Origin of the sequence: Terribacillus saccharophilus, from assembly GCF_002272075.1 — a bacterium.
Taxonomy (GTDB): Bacteria; Bacillota; Bacilli; order Bacillales; family Amphibacillaceae; genus Terribacillus; species Terribacillus saccharophilus_A.
The window spans coordinates 248,786-266,786 of sequence record NZ_NPBJ01000004.1 but is presented as its reverse complement, the minus strand read 5'-3'; the positions used below and the strand labels follow the sequence as shown (position 1 = coordinate 266,786).

16 protein-coding genes are annotated in these 18,001 nt (G+C 44.0%); all 16 read left to right on the top strand.

Annotated features, from left to right (window positions below):
* Positions 1–327 precede the first annotated feature (327 nt).
* Positions 328–2,034, top strand: a complete 1,707-nt coding sequence (locus tag CHH48_RS04020; RefSeq protein WP_095218019.1) for an ABC transporter ATP-binding protein — start codon at positions 328–330, stop codon at positions 2,032–2,034.
* The gene (locus CHH48_RS04015) at positions 2,028–3,854 is read left to right on the top strand and encodes an ABC transporter ATP-binding protein (RefSeq protein ID WP_095218018.1); all 1,827 of its coding nucleotides are present in this window, start codon (positions 2,028–2,030) and stop codon (positions 3,852–3,854) included. Before CHH48_RS04020 ends, CHH48_RS04015 begins: the two co-directional genes overlap by 7 nt.
* 111 nt (positions 3,855–3,965) lie before the next feature.
* Positions 3,966–4,442, top strand: coding sequence for an acetyl-CoA carboxylase biotin carboxyl carrier protein (gene accB / locus CHH48_RS04010; RefSeq protein WP_095218017.1), 477 nt, complete (start codon positions 3,966–3,968; stop codon positions 4,440–4,442).
* A gap of 14 nt (positions 4,443–4,456) precedes the next feature.
* On the top strand, positions 4,457–5,806 hold the full coding sequence (accC, locus tag CHH48_RS04005) for an acetyl-CoA carboxylase biotin carboxylase subunit (protein WP_095218016.1): 1,350 nt from the start codon (positions 4,457–4,459) through the stop codon (positions 5,804–5,806).
* A gap of 23 nt (positions 5,807–5,829) precedes the next feature.
* Entirely contained in the window at positions 5,830–6,219 is a 390-nt protein-coding gene (locus CHH48_RS04000; protein WP_175072971.1) for an Asp23/Gls24 family envelope stress response protein, read from the top strand.
* Positions 6,220–6,342: 123 nt separating this feature from the next.
* Positions 6,343–6,726: a transcription antitermination factor NusB gene (nusB, locus tag CHH48_RS03995; RefSeq protein WP_095218015.1), complete on the top strand. Its 384-nt coding sequence runs from the start codon at positions 6,343–6,345 to the stop codon at positions 6,724–6,726.
* 14 nt (positions 6,727–6,740) lie between these two features.
* On the top strand, positions 6,741–7,601 hold the full coding sequence (gene folD / locus CHH48_RS03990) for a bifunctional methylenetetrahydrofolate dehydrogenase/methenyltetrahydrofolate cyclohydrolase FolD (RefSeq protein ID WP_095218014.1): 861 nt from the start codon (positions 6,741–6,743) through the stop codon (positions 7,599–7,601).
* 14 nt (positions 7,602–7,615) lie between these two features.
* Complete coding sequence (xseA, locus tag CHH48_RS03985) at positions 7,616–8,962, top strand: exodeoxyribonuclease VII large subunit (RefSeq protein ID WP_095218013.1); 1,347 nt, start codon at positions 7,616–7,618, stop codon at positions 8,960–8,962.
* Positions 8,955–9,188: an exodeoxyribonuclease VII small subunit gene (locus CHH48_RS03980; RefSeq protein ID WP_095218012.1), complete on the top strand. Its 234-nt coding sequence runs from the start codon at positions 8,955–8,957 to the stop codon at positions 9,186–9,188. Before xseA ends, CHH48_RS03980 begins: the two co-directional genes overlap by 8 nt.
* A complete protein-coding gene (locus tag CHH48_RS03975) occupies positions 9,189–10,076 on the top strand; it encodes a polyprenyl synthetase family protein (protein WP_176466361.1) in 888 nt (295 codons plus the stop codon).
* 288 nt (positions 10,077–10,364) lie between these two features.
* On the top strand, positions 10,365–12,260 hold the full coding sequence (dxs, locus tag CHH48_RS03970) for a 1-deoxy-D-xylulose-5-phosphate synthase (protein ID WP_095218011.1): 1,896 nt from the start codon (positions 10,365–10,367) through the stop codon (positions 12,258–12,260).
* Between the two features lie 4 nt (positions 12,261–12,264).
* Entirely contained in the window at positions 12,265–13,122 is an 858-nt protein-coding gene (locus tag CHH48_RS03965) for a TlyA family RNA methyltransferase (RefSeq protein WP_095267091.1), read from the top strand.
* Complete coding sequence (gene ahrC / locus CHH48_RS03960; protein WP_038561172.1) at positions 13,115–13,564, top strand: transcriptional regulator AhrC/ArgR; 450 nt, start codon at positions 13,115–13,117, stop codon at positions 13,562–13,564. The genes CHH48_RS03965 and ahrC overlap by 8 nt, the downstream gene beginning before the upstream one ends.
* Before the next feature lie 24 nt (positions 13,565–13,588).
* Entirely contained in the window at positions 13,589–15,313 is a 1,725-nt protein-coding gene (gene recN / locus CHH48_RS03955) for a DNA repair protein RecN (protein ID WP_095218009.1), read from the top strand.
* A 160-nt stretch (positions 15,314–15,473) separates the two neighbouring features.
* Complete coding sequence (gene spoIVB / locus CHH48_RS03950) at positions 15,474–16,739, top strand: SpoIVB peptidase (RefSeq protein ID WP_095218008.1); 1,266 nt, start codon at positions 15,474–15,476, stop codon at positions 16,737–16,739.
* A gap of 241 nt (positions 16,740–16,980) precedes the next feature.
* Complete coding sequence (gene spo0A / locus CHH48_RS03945; RefSeq protein ID WP_095218007.1) at positions 16,981–17,766, top strand: sporulation transcription factor Spo0A; 786 nt, start codon at positions 16,981–16,983, stop codon at positions 17,764–17,766.
* Positions 17,767–18,001: the final 235 nt, after the last annotated feature.

The window sequence follows — 18,001 nt, the reverse complement described above, 5'->3', positions numbered from 1 at the left end:
GCTGTTCCCACAGAACCAAAATGGCTTTGCAAGCATATCATCGCATTTAAAAATAGATTTGTATTTTTCAAGGAGTCTTCTCATTCTGCCAGTGCTGTTTGCGTCTCCTGTATGAAAGAGAAGTTCGTAAAGACTAACTAGCTCCGGAAATACGCAGAAAGTGTAGTGTATTTCCGGAGCGGCGATTCACACATTGAATCTGGTAATCCAGTTATTTTCCAGTCCTTTTTCTATGGGAGGGTGTTTAGTACGATTTTGTTTGAAGTGGTGGTATGCTAGGGTATGATTAGCAGCAGGCTATACATAAGCAGGGAGAAGGCGTAAGCAGTGAAGACAGTATTTAGTTATCTTAAACCTTATTGGCTCATAATCGTAACTTCATTGATCTTTATCATGATGGAGCTTTCCGTCGAACTTGTGCAGCCATTTCTCTTACAAAAGCTCATTGATGATGGAATTGCTGCCGGCAATAATGAACTTGTAATTGAGCTTGGTCTTGGAATGGTGGCCATTGCAATCGTCGGTTTTGGAGCTGGAATCATCAATATTTTCTTTGCCGACCATCTTGGTCAGAGTGTTGGAAAAGAGCTGCGTGATCAGATGTATGAAAAGGTTCAAAAGGCAGAGCTTCAAGATATCCAGCGCTTTGGCACGAGCACACTCTTAACCAGACTGACTAATGATGTAAACCAAATTCAGTTGACACTTGTCATGTTCTTTCGATTCATGATTAGGGCTCCTTTCCTGATTATCGGCGGAACCGTCATGGCTTTTGTAGTGAATGCACGTATTGCACTTATCTTATTGATCGTCATTCCCATACTGCTGATTTTTCTTCGTTTTATCATGAAAAGGAGCATCCGTTATTTCGGAACTGTGCAGCGCAGTGTCGATAAAGTCAACCATGTGATGCGAGAGAACCTTGTCGGACTCCGGCTTATCAGAATATTCGTTCGAGAGCAGCACGAACAGAAGCGCTTTGAGCAGACCAGCAATGAGCTTCGTCAAAATATGCTGAAAGCATTTCGTTATACGGAATTGTCTGTGCCTCTGCTCACCTTGGTGATGAATATCGCTATTCTGGCAATTTTATATATTGGTGGAATGCAGCAGCAGACGAATGTCGGAGATATAGTCGCAATCGTTAACTATGCAACAAGGATTACGGGTGCATTGAGTGTTGTCGGCATGCTGATCACGTTTTATGCGCGAGCGAAAGCATCCAGTACTAGAATTGCTGATATTCTGGAGCTAGACCCTCCTGCAGATGATGGTGAGACAACATCAGAAACTTTCCGCGGAAAAATAGATCTGGAGCAGGTAACCTACCGATACCCAAATGGCAAAGTACCGGTCATTGAAGATTTTACGCTGGAAATCAAATCCGGAGAACGTGTTGCCATATTAGGGGAAACAGGGTCTGGTAAGTCAACTTTATTACATCTTATGATTGGCTTATATGAACCTGACAAAGGTCAAGTATTGGCCGATGATACGCCATTACCTAACCTGGACAGTAAGTCTTTTCGCCGAGAAGTCGGATTTGTATCCCAGGATGTGCAGTTGTTTTCCGGTACAATCCGTGAGAATATCGCCTGGGGAATACCTGATGCAAGTGAAGAAGCGATTGTTCGTGCTGCAAAAGATGCGCAAATTTATGACACGATTAGCAAATTGCCAGAAAAGCTTGATACAAGACTTGGTCAAAATGGGATCAATCTTTCAGGAGGACAAAAACAGCGGCTGACGATTGCAAGAGCATTGCTGTTAAAGCCTTCACTTCTGCTCTTAGATGATAGTACAAGTGCGCTAGATTTGCAGACAGAACGCAAACTATTGGAGGCGCTCAAGCGGTATGAATGTACGACGGTGCTTGTCACACAGAAGCTTAGTACGGCGATGCAATGTGACCGGATTTTAATCGTAGAAGAAGGAAAACGAACTGCATATGGTACAGCAGATGAGCTTCTGGAGCAATCAGAGCTGTTCCGCGCGATTCAGGCTTCTCAAGCGCAGAGGGAGGCGACATCATGAAAAAGTTATCCGAAGCGTTCCGTTATAAACGGCCGGCATATACGGCAAGTGCTCGTAAACAGAAAGCAAAAGTAGAAAATCCTAAAGGCACGCTACTTAGAATTTGGCATTACATGCTTCGCGAAAGACGACTTCTTTTCAGTACGCTCGGTATGATTATTGTAAGCTCTATACTAGCGTTGGTTGGTCCTGTCATTCTTGGGCATATCGTTGACCGGTTTGTAAGTGGGGAGTATACGGCTGGATATCTTCTACAGCAATTAAGCTGGCTGCTGCTAATTTATTCAGTTGTTGCTGTTATGACCTTTCTGCAAGGATATTGGATGATTACCATCTCGCAAACTGCAGTGTATTCAATTAGGAAGGATTTATTTGTCCATCTTCAGAAATTGAAGCTTGCTTTCTTCGATAAACGGCAGCATGGAGAGCTAATGAGCCGGATGACGAATGATGTGGATAATATCTCAACTACGCTCAATACGTCAATGGTTCAGATTGTTTCCAGCATCATCACCTTTATCGGCATACTGGCTGTCATGGTCATTCTTAGCCCGATACTTACAATCATTACACTGCTCGTTGTGCCGATCATGTTCATCGGCATCAAATGGATCACCAACCGTACCCGGCATGCTTTCAGAACACAGCAGCAAGCTGTCAGCAAAGTGAACGGTTATGCAGAAGAAAGCATATCCGGCCAAGCAGTCATTAAAGCATATGCCCAAGAAAGCAAAGTTATCGGTACCTTCCGTAGCAAAACAGAGGAGCTGCAGCATGCAGGTTTCTGGGCTCAAACGTTTTCCGGTTTCATTCCAAAGTGGATGAACATGCTGAATAACATCAGTTTTGCGGTAATTGCCGGCGTTGGAGCTCTCTTAATCGGGTATGGCTGTGCGGGTATAACTGTGGGTACGATTGTCATCTTCTTGGAATACTCAAGACAATTCACGCGTCCGCTGAATGACTTGGCAAACCAATTTAACTCCTTGTTCTCAGCGCTTGCTGGAGCAGAGCGAGTTTTTGGGATTCTGGACGAGCAGGAAGAACACCAAGAGACGGCGAAACAAACAATATCAAAACTTCGAGGAGACATACACTTCGAAAATGTCACATTCACTTATGAAGGAGAACCGGCTCTGAAGGATATCAGTTTTTCTGTTCAATCAGGACAAATGGCTGCTTTTGTCGGCCCGACAGGATCTGGGAAAACAACAATCATGAATCTGATTGCAGGTTTCTATCAGCCTGATAATGGCCAAGTTACAATCGATGATATGCCACTATCTGAGCTCGACTTAAACAGCTATCGTAATGGAATCGGTGTTGTGTTACAGCAGGATTTTCTGTTCAAAGGCACAATCCTGGAGAATATCCGCTATGGTAAATTAGATGCTACAGATGACCAAGTGATAGAAGCCGCCAAAGCGGCCAATGCTCACCGTTTCATCACCAGGCTGCCTGATGGATATGAAACGATAGTCGGACAGGATGGCGGTGGTCTTAGTCATGGACAGCGTCAGCTGCTGTCCATTGCCAAAGCTTTATTAAAGGATCCGGATATCCTATTGCTGGACGAAGCTACATCCAGCATTGATACAATTACTGAACTTAGGATCCAGCAAGCAATGAAAGCATTGATGGAGGGTCGTACAAGTATTGTAGTGGCGCATCGTCTCAATACGATAGAACAGGCAGATAAGATATTTGTACTGCAGGATGGCGAAATAAAAGAACAAGGAAGCCATCATGAATTGATAGAGCAAAAAGGCTTCTATTCTGCACTGCAGAGCGAAAAAAAGCAGCATAGCTCAACCAGCTGATGCTTCAGGTTAATCGTTAGGTGTTGCGATTTTTTTAACGTTTGCGTAAAATATGTTAGTGATTAAATCTGTAGGAACCATTTTGCAGGACCATTGTAAAGGAGTGCCAATATGCTTAAATTAGAAGAATTGAAAGAACTTATTACCTTAATTGACCAATCTTCAATAGATGAATTCGATTATGAAACAGAAGGGGAAAAAGTCTCTCTTCGCAAAAACAAAGAAGTTGTACAAGTAGCAGCAGCACCAGCGCCAGTTCAGCCGGCCGTGAGTGCTCCGCAGGCTCCGGTATCAGCTGCACAGCCTGAGCCGGCAGCGCAAGCTCCAGAAGCAGCTGCAAAGAATTATGATTACGAAATTACATCATTGATGGTCGGTACTTTCTACAGCAAACCAAATCCAGATTCTGATGATTTCATTAGCGTCGGTGAACGGGTGGAGAAAGACACAGTAGTATGTATCGTGGAAGCGATGAAACTATTCAACGAAATCACTGCAGATGTAACTGGTGAAATCGTCGAGATACTAGTGGAAAACGGAGAGCTTGTTGAGTATGGACAACCTCTGTTCAGAGTGAAGGCTAACTAAGGGGTTGACTCGTTGTGATTAAGAAATTATTGATTGCCAACCGAGGAGAGATTGCTGTCCGGATTATCCGTGCCTGTAATGAGCTGGATATTGAGACGGTCGCAATCTATTCGGAAGCAGATAGAGAAGCATTACATGTACAGCTGGCGGATGAAGCATATTGTGTTGGTCCGGCGGCAAGTAAAGATAGTTATTTAAATTTCTCGAATATCATTAGTGTAGCGACGCTGACAGGTGTCGATGCCATCCATCCTGGATATGGATTCTTAGCAGAGAATCCTGATTTTGCAGAGCTGTGTGCAGAATGTAACATCACGTTCGTCGGTCCTAGTGCGTATGCCATCAATAAGATGGGAACAAAAGACGTTGCGCGTGAAACGATGCGTGAAGCTGGTGTTCCAGTAGTACCTGGTTCAAATGGCATCGTAGCAGACGCAGAAGAAGGCAAACAAGTTGCGGAAGAGATTGGCTATCCTGTCATCATCAAAGCAACAGCAGGTGGCGGCGGTAAAGGTATCCGAATCGCCCGTACGGAAGAAGAGCTTGTAAAAGGAATCAGTGTAACACAGCAGGAAGCAGCAACAGCTTTCGGCAACCCTGGTGTCTACTTAGAGAAGTACATAGAGGATTTCCGACATGTGGAAATTCAGGTGCTTGCGGATAACCATGGCAATGCTATTCATCTTGGAGAACGTGATTGTACTGTACAGCGCCGTATGCAAAAGCTAATCGAAGAATCTCCTTCACCAGCTGTTTCACCGGAAATCCGTGAGAAAATGGGTGCAGCGGCTGTGAAAGCCGCGTTAGCGGTTGATTATTCCGGTGCTGGTACAATCGAATTCATTTTTGACCGAAAAGATCATACATTCTATTTCATGGAAATGAATACACGTATTCAAGTAGAACATCCAGTTACGGAGCTTGTGACAGGTGTGGATCTTATCAAGGAACAGATTCACATTGCCAATAACGAGCCATTGCGTTACGCGCAGGAAGATATAACATTTAACGGATGGGCTATCGAGTGCCGTATCAACGCAGAGAATCCGTTCAAAAACTTCATGCCTTCACCAGGTAAGATTGATTTATACCTTGCACCTGGCGGTTTCGGTGTACGTGTGGACGGAGCAGCTTATCAGGGCTATTCTATTCCGCCATTCTATGACAGTATGGTAGCGAAGCTGATCACGTTCGGTAAAACACGTGAAGAAGCAATCGCCCGCATGAAGCGTGCTTTGGGTGAATTTGCTGTCGAAGGTGTGCATACGACGATTCCATTCCATTCTCGTATGATGGAGCATCCCGTATTCGTAGAAGGGGATTTCAACACGAACTTCCTTGAAAACTACACAATCATGGAGTAAATAACCTAAAGGGTGTGAGATCTTTGCAAGAGCAATCTTTCGTATCGATCGGTCATAAGGGAGCACTTGGCAATGTCATGCTTTCACCTGCTGTAGTTGAGGTCATTGCCGGAATTGCAGCAAGCGAAGTGAAGGGTGTTATGGCAATGCGGGGCGGATTTGCCACTGGTGTGGCAGAGAAGCTCGGCAAGAAGGCACATGGTAAAGGTGTCAAGGTTGAACTGACAGAACAAGGAGTTGCAATCGACGTCTTTATCACGGTTAGTGCCGATTGCAGGATGCCTGAGGTAGCCAAAGACATTCAGCAGCATATCCGTCAGGCGCTGCAGACGATGACGGCACTTGCGACCAAAGAGATCAATGTCCATATAGTAGGTATACAACTCGATCAAAAAGCGGACACTGTCGAGTAGACTGTTTTCGTTGGAAAAGACCTTGGCTGGTTCGGCCCTGAGGTCTTTTCTTTTGTTCAAAGATAGATTTAAGCCTATATATCATGTTATGATTTGATGAGATGAGTTAAAAGGAGATAGAATATGAAACGACGTACGGCACGGGAAACTGCCTTCCAAGTCCTCTTCCAGATGGACATGAACGATATTCAGCCAGAAGAGGCTGTGGAAAATGTATTAGGAGAGCCGTTGCAGAATGCTTTTTTGGCCAGTCTTATTAATGGCGTAATAGAGCATAAAACTGCAATCGATGCAAAAATTGCCGAGCATTTAGAGAATTGGTCATTCGACCGGCTTGCGAGTGTAGAGAAGACAGCATTGCGTATCGCTGTATATGAGCTTCTCTATCATTCAGATGTACCACAAGGTGTAGTCATCAACGAAGCAATTGAGATTTCAAATCTATTCGGAGATGAAAAATCGGGCAAATTCGTTAACGGCGTACTATCAAGAATAATTAAAAAATAAGGGAGCGGATGAGCATGACAGCAGAATTAATCTACGGAAAAGAACTTGCAGCAACGATTCGGGAAGAACTGAAACAAGAAGCAGCAGCACTGAAAGAACAAGATATTCTGCCTCATCTGACCGTTGTAATAGTAGGAGACGATCCTGCCTCCAAATCTTATGTAAAAGGAAAAGAAAAAGCCTCAGCTGAAATTGGTATCAGTTCTGATCTGATAGAACTTCCAAGCTCGACGACACAGACAGAGCTGTTGGACCTTATTCAGCGATTGAACTTGGATACAAATGTGAACGGCATTCTAGTCCAGTTGCCTCTTCCGGCACATATCGACGAACAAGCTGTCATTGACAGCATTGATCCAGAAAAAGATGTAGATGGCTTCCACCCTGCTAATGTTGGGAAAATGATGCTTGGAGAAGATACATACTATCCATGTACACCGTACGGAATCATTCAAATGCTGAAGTCGAAGGATGTTGAGATTGCAGGTAAAACTGCTGTCATCGTCGGACGAAGCAATATTGTAGGCAAACCGATCGGGCAATTGCTTTTAAATGAGCATGCAACTGTTATCCATACGCATTCACGCACTCCGGATCTTAGAAGCTTTACAAAACAAGCAGATATCCTTGTTGTGGCGGTTGGACGTGAGCATATGATCAAAGCTGAGGATATCAAAGAAGGTGCTATCGTCATTGATGTGGGTGTGAACAGGAATGCAGCAGGCAAGCTGACAGGAGATGTCGATTTCGAACATGCGAAGGAAGTTGCCTCTATTATAACACCAGTGCCGGGCGGTGTAGGTCCAATGACAATTACAATGCTGATGCTTAACACAATTAAAGCAGCTAGACGCCAAGCAGCAGCGGTAGTGTAAGGAGCAGGAAAAGTATGAGTGATGACCGTTATTTGACCGTGACTGCCTTGACCCGCTATATGAAGCGGAAGCTGGAAACGGACAAGCATTTGAAGGATATTTGGCTAAGAGCTGAAATATCAAACTTCAAGCATCACAGTCGCGGTCATATGTATATGACTTTGAAAGATGACGGAGCGCGGATACAGTCTGTCATGTTTGCAAGTCAAAACAAAGGAATGAAATTTGTTCCTGAAAACGGGATGACCGTTCTGATCCGCGGAGAAATAGGCTTATATGAGCCACAGGGCCAATATCAGCTTTATATTCAGCATATGGAGCCGGATGGAGTGGGAGCGCTGTATCAAGCTTATGAACAGCTAAAAGAGAAGCTGGAAAGAGAAGGGTTATTTTCCGCTGCCCACAAGAAACCACTCCCGGAATATCCGGAGCATATTGGAGTCATAACATCCCCGACGGGTGCTGCTGTAAGGGATATTTTGACGACAATCAAAAGACGGTATCCGATTGTTAAAGTGACGGTTCTGCCTGTATCTGTCCAAGGTGATAGATCAGCTCCGTCGCTTGTACAGGCTCTCTCCTATGCGGAAGAACATGATTTCGATGTGCTGATCATCGGAAGGGGAGGCGGCTCAATTGAAGAGCTTTGGAGCTTCAACGAGGAAATAGTCGCACGAGCTATTCACCGAGTAAGTATCCCGATTATTTCCGCGGTTGGCCATGAAACGGACTTCACTATCAGTGATTTCGTTGCCGATGTCAGAGCAGCTACTCCGACCGGTGCAGCTGAATTGGCAGTTCCAGCCCGTGAAGAACTGCTTCATCGTTTAGTGCAGCTGTCTAACAGGATGCATTATGTTGTCCGTCAAGGCTACAGTCAAGAAGCGAACCGATTGTCAAAACTTCGAGGTTCCTATGCATTTCGCTATCCTGAGCAGCTTCTCAGGCAGAAAGAAATAGAACTGGACAAGCTTTCCGATCGACTAAGCAGAGCGGGTACGACCGCTGTGTCGGCAAGGCAACAGCAATTTACCACATTGGTTAATCGTCTTTCGCTTGTTCATCCTGGTAAACAGGCTCAGAGCTATGATCAGCAGCTGACTGCCCTGCAAGCTAGATTAAAGCAAGCGATGGAAAAAAGGCATCAAAGTGAACAGCAAAAGTTTCTTCATCAAATCAATAAGCTTTCTTTATTGAATCCATTGGAAACGATGAAGCGAGGATATAGTATCTCGTACAAACAAGATACCCTTCTAAAGAGCGTGGATCAGGTTACTAAAGGCGATGATGTGCAAATTCATCTGGAGGATGGCACGATAGATTGTATCGTCAAGGAAGTGAAGGAGGATACAAATGGCTGAGGAGAAAAAACAGACCTTTGAAGAAGCAATGCAGCAGTTGGAGGAGATTGTGAGCAAGCTGGAGCAAGGAGATGTTCCGCTTGAGCAGGCGATCGGTTATTATCAAGAAGGTATGAAGCTTTCCAAAATCTGTGGCGATAAGCTCGAGCAAGTCGAGAAGCAAATGGTGGAAATCGTGAATAATGCCGGCGAAACCGAGCCATTCACTGTACAGGAGGAAGAATAAGTGAGTGAATCGTTGCAGGATTATTTGAAAGCAGAACAGCAGCAGCTAAACGAGTACATGATGAATTTGCTTGAACATGACAACATCCTTCCAAACTCTTTAGCTGAATCTGTTTTATATAGCATGCGAGCTGGAGGCAAGCGGCTGCGTCCAATTCTCATGCGGGCAGCATTTGAATCATTCGGCGGACGTGGAGATAAAGTCCTTCCAGTCGCAGCGGCGCTCGAAATGGTGCACACCTACTCTTTGATTCATGATGATCTGCCTGCGATGGATGATGACGATTATCGCCGCGGACAGCTGACAAACCATAAGAAATTTGGGGAAGCAACAGCGATTCTTGCAGGTGATGCACTCCTTACAAGAAGTTTTTCTGTCATCGGGCAAGCCGTAGGAATTCAGCCTGAGGAAAAGGTATACCTGATGTCTTATTTGTCTGAAGCTGCTGGTCCAACTGGCATGATTGCTGGACAAACTTTGGATATGGAAGCAGAAGATAAAGAAAGCACGTTGGATCAATTAGAGCAAATACATAATCTAAAAACGGGTAAGTTATTAACATATGCAATTGTTGCCGGTGCCTACTTAGCCGGAGTGAAACCGGAAACGCTGGATCTGATGAAACAATTCGGCACCTATATTGGTCTTATTTTTCAGGTGCAGGATGACATCCTGGATGTAACAGGGGACGCATCTGTCCTTGGAAAACCAGTCGGCAGTGACGAAGAAAACAAGAAAAGCACGTATCCTAAGCTGCTTGGACTTGACGGAGCGAAGGCGCAAATGGACAAATACGTCAACCTGGCGCATCAGTGTTTGGAACAAGCGGAAATCAAGGATTCCAGATTGCATGAGCTTACCGTTTATTTGAGCAGAAGGACGAGCTGACTGTTATTGATTGTAAGCTCATAGCCAACTGTGATATATTGCTACTAGGAATATAGGACAGAACTGATACGTACGAACATAGAAAACGCCGTTATCACATATGTGCTAGCGGCTATTTTTAAATAGGCTCCTGCACGGCCGAAGTGCAGAAATTGTCTGAAATTGATGTTGGAGAGATAGAAACAGGGTATAAACTTACAGGATTGATTTCTTCGTCCGGCGCAGAAATGTACCTATTCATACTATGCTGTCAGGCTGATCAGGCCGGTGACAAAAGGGGAAGGTTATATGGATTTAACAGCAATTAAGAATCCGGCATTCTTGAAGGAGATGTCGAATGAGGAGCTAAGTGAACTTGCAGCTTCCATCCGAACATTTCTGATTGAAAAGCTGTCCGTCACAGGAGGACATCTTGGTGCGAATCTTGGTGTCGTGGAACTCTCGCTAGCACTGCATAAAGCATTCAATAGTCCGCAGGATAAATTTATCTGGGATGTAGGGCATCAAGCATACATTCACAAGATATTGACCGGCAGAACCGCTGACTTTGAAACATTACGCCAATATAAAGGCATGTGCGGTTTCCCGAAACGGATTGAGAGTGAGCACGATGTATGGGAAACAGGACATAGCTCTACATCCCTTTCTGCTGCGATGGGAATGGCGTCAGCAAGAGATATGATGGGCGAGAATTATGAGGTCGTGCCGATTATTGGAGATGGTGCCCTCACTGGCGGAATGGCATTGGAAGCGCTGAATAATATCGGCGATGAGAAAAAGAACATCACCGTCATCCTTAATGATAATGAAATGTCTATTGCAAATAATGTTGGTGCGCTGCATCACGTTTTAGGAAGAATGCGCAGTGCAGGTAAGTACAAGCGTGCGAAGGATGAAATGGAAACACTGCTTAAAAAGATTCCTGCTGTTGGCGGGAAGCTTGCTACCGCTGCAGAAAGAATGAAAGATAGCATGAAGTATTTCATGGTTCCTGGCATGTTCTTCGAAGAACTAGGGTTCACCTATTTCGGACCTGTTGACGGCCATAACTTCCAAGACCTTGAAGAAGCAATAAATTACGCTAAAAAGACCAAAGGACCTAAAATCATTCATGTTGTTACCCAAAAAGGAAAAGGGTATCAACCTGCTGAAAGTGACAAAACAGACAATTGGCATGGAGTCGGACCATATAAGATTGAATCCGGTGAAAAGATTAAAAGTTCCGCTACTGCACCTGCTTGGAGTAAGGTGATCAGTGAAGCTGTTCTTGAGAAAGCGCGTACGGATAAACGGATTGCAGTCATTACTCCAGCAATGATTCTCGGTTCCAAACTGGAAAACTTCAAAAAAGAAATGCCTGATCGTCTTTTTGATGTTGGAATAGCTGAACAGCATGCCACAACGATGGCAGCTGGTATGGCAACACAAGGTGTAAAACCTTTCCTAGCCATTTATTCCACTTTCCTGCAGCGAGCTTACGATCAACTGCTTCATGACATTGCAAGACAAAATCTCAATGTCTTTGTCGGAATTGACCGCGCAGGTTTTGTTGGAGCTGATGGAGAGACGCATCAAGGTGTATACGATATATCCTTCCTCAGAGCAATGCCGAATTTCACCATAATGATGCCAAAGGATGAAAATGAAGCACAGCACATGGTTCATACAGCTTTGGCACATGAAGATGGCCCGATTGCTCTGCGTTATCCACGTGGAAACGCTCTCGGTGTTCCTGTAGATGATAAAACGTATGCATTACCAATCGGAAGCTGGGAAGTGCTAAAAGAAGGAACGGATGCTGTTATCCTAACATTTGGGACAACGATTCCGCTGGCAATGGATGCAAGTGAGTCACTCGCTGCGGACGGTATTTCTGTTCGTGTTGTGAATGCTCGTTTCATCAAACCGATGGACGAAGCGATGCTGCATGAAATTTTCGCTTCCGATTTACCGATCCTGACGATTGAAGAAGCTGCGCTAAAAGGCGGTTTCGGCAGTGGTGTGATGGAATTCGCTGAGGAGAATGGCTACAATGCGTCTTCTGTCAAACGAATGGGTATACCTGACTACTTTGTTGAACACGGAAGTGTACCGGAACAAATGGAGGAAGTTGGATTAACCAAGGAAAATACAATCGACAGCCTCCGTAAAATACTAAGAATGAATGAAGAGCAAAGGGCTTGAGTGAATGGCAAAAGTGAGATTAGATGTTCTCCTCGTTGATAGGGGACTTATTGAAACAAGAGAAAAAGCAAAGCGGACAATCATGGCTGGACTCGTATATTCCGGCAATGATCGTCTAGATAAACCTGGTATGAAGGTTGACGATACAGCTGACCTTACTGTGAAAGGCAAAGTCATTCCTTATGTAGGACGTGGCGGACTGAAACTGGAAAAAGCTTTGGATTATTTTGAAATCGATGTTAAAGACCGGACAATGGTTGACATCGGTTCTTCTACTGGAGGCTTTACTGATTGTGCTTTGCAGCGTGGTGCAGCTCGCAGTTACGCAATTGACGTCGGTTATAATCAGCTCGACTGGAAGCTTCGGAATGATCCGCGTGTTGTTGTTATGGAAAGAACGAATTTCCGTTACGTCACACCTGATATGCTAACAAAGGGACTGCCGAATTTTGCATCGATAGATGTATCTTTCATTTCCTTGCGATTGATTTTGCCTGCATTGAAAGAGATATTAGCGCCAGGCAGTGATGTTGTCGCGCTCATAAAACCGCAATTCGAAGCAGGACGTGAGCAAGTAGGCAGAAAAGGAATCGTACGTGATCGTAAAGTGCATTTTGAAGTTCTGGAGGATACACTGAAATTCAGTGAATCGCTTGGTTTTCAGTATGAAGGACTGACTTTTTCGCCAATTACTGGAGGAGACGGCAATATCGAATTCTTGGCTCACTTAGCTTGGGATAAAGATACTGCAGCTGATTTCCCTGATGCAGAAGCGATTCAATCAGTCGTCGACGATGCGCATAAGCAATTAACTGCGAAAAAAGCCGTGTCGGAGAAAGCGATGGAGGAAGACAATGAGTAAAATTCAACGACATATCAAAATTCGCGAGCTGATCACAAACAACGATATTGAAACACAGGACGAGCTAGTAGATCATCTGAAAGATTTAGGATTCAATGTGACACAGGCTACCGTTTCCCGTGATATTAAGGAATTGCACCTTGTCAAAGTTCCGACCTTTGAGGGAGCTTACAAATACAGTTTACCTGCAGACAATCGGTTCAATCCGCTTGAAAAACTGAAGCGGCTTATCATGGATGCTTTTGTGAGTATTGATACGACAAGTCATTTTATTGTACTCAAAACACTTCCTGGTAACGGGAACGCGCTTGCTGTTCTTTTAGATAACCTGGATTGGGATGAAATTCTCGGTACGATTAGCGGGGATGACACGATTCTGATCATTTGCCGTACGGAAGCTGATACAGAATTTGTGAAAGACAAACTGCTGGCCATGCTGTAAACGGAAGTGAAATGAGGGGATACCATGCTTACAGAACTTTCGATTAAGGATTTTGCGATTATTGACCAAATAAGGATACATTTTAAAGAAGGGCTTACTGTGCTGACTGGAGAAACAGGAGCAGGTAAGTCTATTGTCATTGATGCAGTCCAGCTGCTTAGCGGCGGAAGAGGGTCGGTTGAATTCATCCGCCACGGTCAGAAAAAAGCAGAGCTGGAAGGCCTGTTTATCATTGACTCACCTGATCACCCTATTTATACTGTAGGTGCTCAATTTGGTGTAGATATTGATGATGGAATGGTTGTTATGGAGCGTACCATGACGACAAGCGGGAAAAGTATTTGTCGTGTAAATGGCAAACTGGTGACTTTGGCTATATTACGTGAATTCGGCAAATCATTGATCGATATTCATACGCAGCACGAAACCCAATCTTTAATGGATGCAGATAAGCATATAGAGCTCTTGGATTTGTACGATGCAGAAGCAATCGGCAAAGCAAAGGAGACCTATGCGCTTCAATTCAAAGAACTTCAAAAATTGAAAAAGCGCTACAAAGAATGGAATACGAATGAACAGGAAATGGCCCAGCGTCTTGATTTACTTAAATTTCAATACAACGAATTGAAAGAAGCGGAGCTTCAGCCTGGTGAAGACGAACAACTTACAGAAGAGCGCACAAAGCTGATGAATTATGAACGAATATATCAATCGCTTCATGATGCTTATAACGCACTTTACGGTGAGCAGAAAGGCCTGGACTGGGTAGGGCATGCTTTAGCTAGTCTTGAATCGGCTAGTTCCTATGATGATGATATACAGAAGCACCATCAGATGATCAGTGAACAATATTATCTGATGGAGGATCTCACATTCCAGCTAAGCAGCCAGCTTGATTCACTTTCTTATAATCCAGAACGCTTGAATGAAATTGAAATGCGCTTGAATGAAATAAGCAGATTGAAAAAGAAGTACGGCCAATCGGTCGAAGAAATTTTAGAATATGCAGCAAGTATTGAAGATCAAATCGATCAGATTCAAAATCGCGACTCACACATTCATCAGCTGGAGCAGCAGATTGCGGATCTTGGTGAGGACGCAATGCTTGAAGCAAAGCAGCTTCATGACCTGCGTGTTCAAGCAGCTGTCCAGTTGACAGACGCGATCCATGATGAGCTGAAGGATCTTTATTTAGAGAAAGCTCGTTTCCATGTTGACGTACAGTTAAAGAATGGGAATTCTGGTGATCCAGAATTGAATGGTAAACCTGTCCAGTTGACGACAGATGGTTTTGACGCGATTACATTCCATATTTCTACCAACCCGGGAGAGCCTTTGAAGGAACTGCACAAAGTCGCCTCAGGAGGGGAATTATCTCGTATCATGCTAGCTCTGAAACGAATTTTCTCAAGGCATCAAGGTGTGACGAGTGTCATTTTTGATGAAGTGGATACAGGTGTCAGCGGCCGTGTTGCCCAGGCGATAGGAGAGAAGATATATGGTATCTCTGTCGGGTCGCAGGTATTGTGTATTACCCATCTACCACAGGTTGCCTCCATGGCGGATACGCATTTATTAATCGAAAAACATGTTGAAAACAACAGTACGCATACGTCAGTAACAGAACTTGGTCAGGACACTGCTGTCGAAGAAATCAGCAGAATGATGACTGGGACAGTTCTCACGGAAAAGACCAAAGAACATGCAAGAGAACTGATAACACTTGCTGGACAATACAAACATTCATGATCCTGCCATATATGGCAGGATCTTTTTCGTTTTAAATAAAGGAAAAGATAGGTGCTTTTTCTGATGTTTTCTGGGTTTAAAAAGCCTCTGTGAAAGTCAAACTAGAAGTACATAAACAAGCATGAACTGCTGTGGGGTAGGACTTCTAGGAGATGAGAAAATGAAGAATAAGGTAGCAGCACTGCGCATCGCCATTGGTCTTTGTCTGCTGGCTGTATTATTAGCCGCACCATTGACAAAACCAGTACAGTCCTTTTTGAGCATACCCAAAACATTGACTTTGTTTTCAAATAACGATCTTTCTGACGCTCTCCCGGCCTTTGGGGACGGAGAGGCTGTAGAAGCTATTGACCAAGAGGCTTTTCAGGGGCAGTCAACAGGCAAACAAGACCTTGTTTATACGGTAGGCAGTATACCTGTCAAAAAGGTATCTGTTGACGTATTGTCAGATATCCGCATTGTTCCTGGAGGACATTCAGTTGGAGTCAAACTTCATACATTAGGTGTACTTGTTGTCGGTCATCACCAAGTAAGAACTGCCGAAACAAGTGTATCTCCTGGAGAAGATGCAGCTATCTATACTGGGGATATTCTTTTGAAAATCGATGAAAAAGAAATCCACAGGATGGAAGAAGTTGCTCCACTGATCGAAAAAGCTGGTAAAGCGGGTAAGCCTGTCAGCATTGAAGTAAAACGCGGCAGCCAAGTTTTGACTGCTGAACTCAATCCTGCACTGGACGACAAGGATAAGCAGTACCGAATGGGCCTCTATATCCGTGATTCAGCAGCTGGTATCGGTACGATGACCTTTTATGATCCGGCATCAAAGAACTATGGTGCATTAGGCCATGTTATATCGGATATGGATACACAAAAGCCTATTGAGATTCATGACGGTACAATCGTCAGATCTAATGTTACAAGCATTCAAAAAGGAAACAATGGCAAACCAGGGGAAAAACTCGCTGAATTCAGCATGAACCGCAATTATATCGGAACTATCACGAAAAATAGCCCATTTGGTATTTTTGGAAAACTGGAAAGTGATATGCGTCAAAATGAAGAAGCAAAAGCACTTCCAATTGCTTTAAGCGAGGACGTTAAAAAAGGACCAGCAGTCATTCGAACAGTAGTGGATGGCGAAAAAATTGAAGAATTTGATGTGGAAATCGTCAATAGCGTACCGCAGGACCATCCCGCAACAAAAGGTATGATCATCAAGGTGACAGACAAGCGGCTGCTTTCTAAAACAGGAGGAATCGTCCAAGGGATGAGTGGAAGTCCAATCATTCAAGATGGTAAACTTATTGGTGCTGTTACACACGTATTCGTTAACGATCCGACATCCGGTTATGGTGTACACATAGAATGGATGCTGCAGGAAGCAGGTATCGACATTTACAAAAGTGATAAAAAAGCAAGCTGATAAAGGCAATTCCTGTTCGTTTACGAATAGGATTGTCTTTTTCTTTTTCAAGTCATGCGGTATACTGTAAAGACAAGAAACATTTGTTCGGAACGCACAGTGTCACATGTTGTCGAATGTTGGGCAGGATTTCATTCTTTGGAAATAAAAGCGTGGTTTTTTTCAATTTGGCAGGAATTGACCTTGATGTGTCGAAACTATAACGTGGAATCATAAGGGATATTAAGGGAGGAAGCTGGGAATGGATAAGATAAAAGCAGTTTTGGTCGATGACAATCGAGAGCTTGTGCAGCTTATGGAGGAATATTTTGAAGACCAATCCGATATAGAGGTAATTGGAACAGCTTATAATGGAAAAGATTGTTTAGATATGCTGGAAGATATCCAGCCGGATGTCGTCGTACTCGACATCATCATGCCGCATGTCGATGGACTGGCTGTTCTTCGTACATTAAGAGAAAGAACATCCGCACCGATGCCACATGTGATCATGCTAACAGCCTTCGGTCAAGAAGAAGTAACGAAGAAGGCAGTCGATCTCGGCGCTGCTTATTTCATCCTTAAGCCCTTCGATCTTGAGAACCTGGCAGCACAGATCCGTCAGGTAAGCGGATATGGCGGAAGTTATGAGTCAAGTCCGCTTCGCGTAAAAGAGAAAAAACGTGATAAAAAACCGAATCTGGAAGCGAGCATCACGAATATCATCCACGAAATCGGTGTACCGGCACACATCAAAGGTTATATGTACCTTCGTGAAGCAATTACAATGGTCTATAACGATATTGACTTGCTCGGTTCTATTACCAAGGTTCTTTATCCAGACATTGCCAAAACATACAATACGACAGCTTCCCGAGTGGAAAGAGCAATCCGCCATGCTATCGAAGTAGCGTGGAACCGCGGAAATATGGATAGCATCTCCTCTCTGTTCGGATACACAGTCAGCATCTCCAAAGCAAAACCGACAAATTCTGAATTCATTGCAATGGTAGCAGATCGCCTGCGGCTTGAGCACCGTGCCAGTTAAGGCTGAAATGGATTGATCGTTATATAAATAACCCTAGAACGGTTATACTTAAGCTATAAATTCAAGGTTTTAACGCTTCTGTTTATCGATCGACGATAAGGGAGGCGTTTTTATTTTGTGTTATTATTACGCCTGCAACAGTTGACTAACAGCCACTTAAAGGGTATACAATAGAACTATCATCAGGGAGAGGAAGATACATACGAAAAACGATTGCTATAATTCATTACCTCCT

Excerpts from the sequence above, each read along its gene's own strand:
- accB (WP_095218017.1), top strand. The coding sequence starts at position 3,966 with ATGCTTAAATTAGAAGAATTGAAAGAACTTATTACCTTAATTGACCAA.
- nusB (WP_095218015.1), top strand. The coding sequence starts at position 6,343 with ATGAAACGACGTACGGCACGGGAAACTGCCTTCCAAGTCCTCTTCCAG.
- folD (WP_095218014.1), top strand. The coding sequence starts at position 6,741 with ATGACAGCAGAATTAATCTACGGAAAAGAACTTGCAGCAACGATTCGG.
- xseA (WP_095218013.1), top strand. The coding sequence starts at position 7,616 with ATGAGTGATGACCGTTATTTGACCGTGACTGCCTTGACCCGCTATATG.
- CHH48_RS03980 (WP_095218012.1), top strand. The coding sequence starts at position 8,955 with ATGGCTGAGGAGAAAAAACAGACCTTTGAAGAAGCAATGCAGCAGTTG.
- dxs (WP_095218011.1), top strand. The coding sequence starts at position 10,365 with ATGGATTTAACAGCAATTAAGAATCCGGCATTCTTGAAGGAGATGTCG.
- CHH48_RS03965 (WP_095267091.1), top strand. The coding sequence starts at position 12,265 with ATGGCAAAAGTGAGATTAGATGTTCTCCTCGTTGATAGGGGACTTATT.
- ahrC (WP_038561172.1), top strand. The coding sequence starts at position 13,115 with ATGAGTAAAATTCAACGACATATCAAAATTCGCGAGCTGATCACAAAC.
- recN (WP_095218009.1), top strand. The coding sequence starts at position 13,589 with ATGCTTACAGAACTTTCGATTAAGGATTTTGCGATTATTGACCAAATA.
- spoIVB (WP_095218008.1), top strand. The coding sequence starts at position 15,474 with ATGAAGAATAAGGTAGCAGCACTGCGCATCGCCATTGGTCTTTGTCTG.
- spo0A (WP_095218007.1), top strand. The coding sequence starts at position 16,981 with ATGGATAAGATAAAAGCAGTTTTGGTCGATGACAATCGAGAGCTTGTG.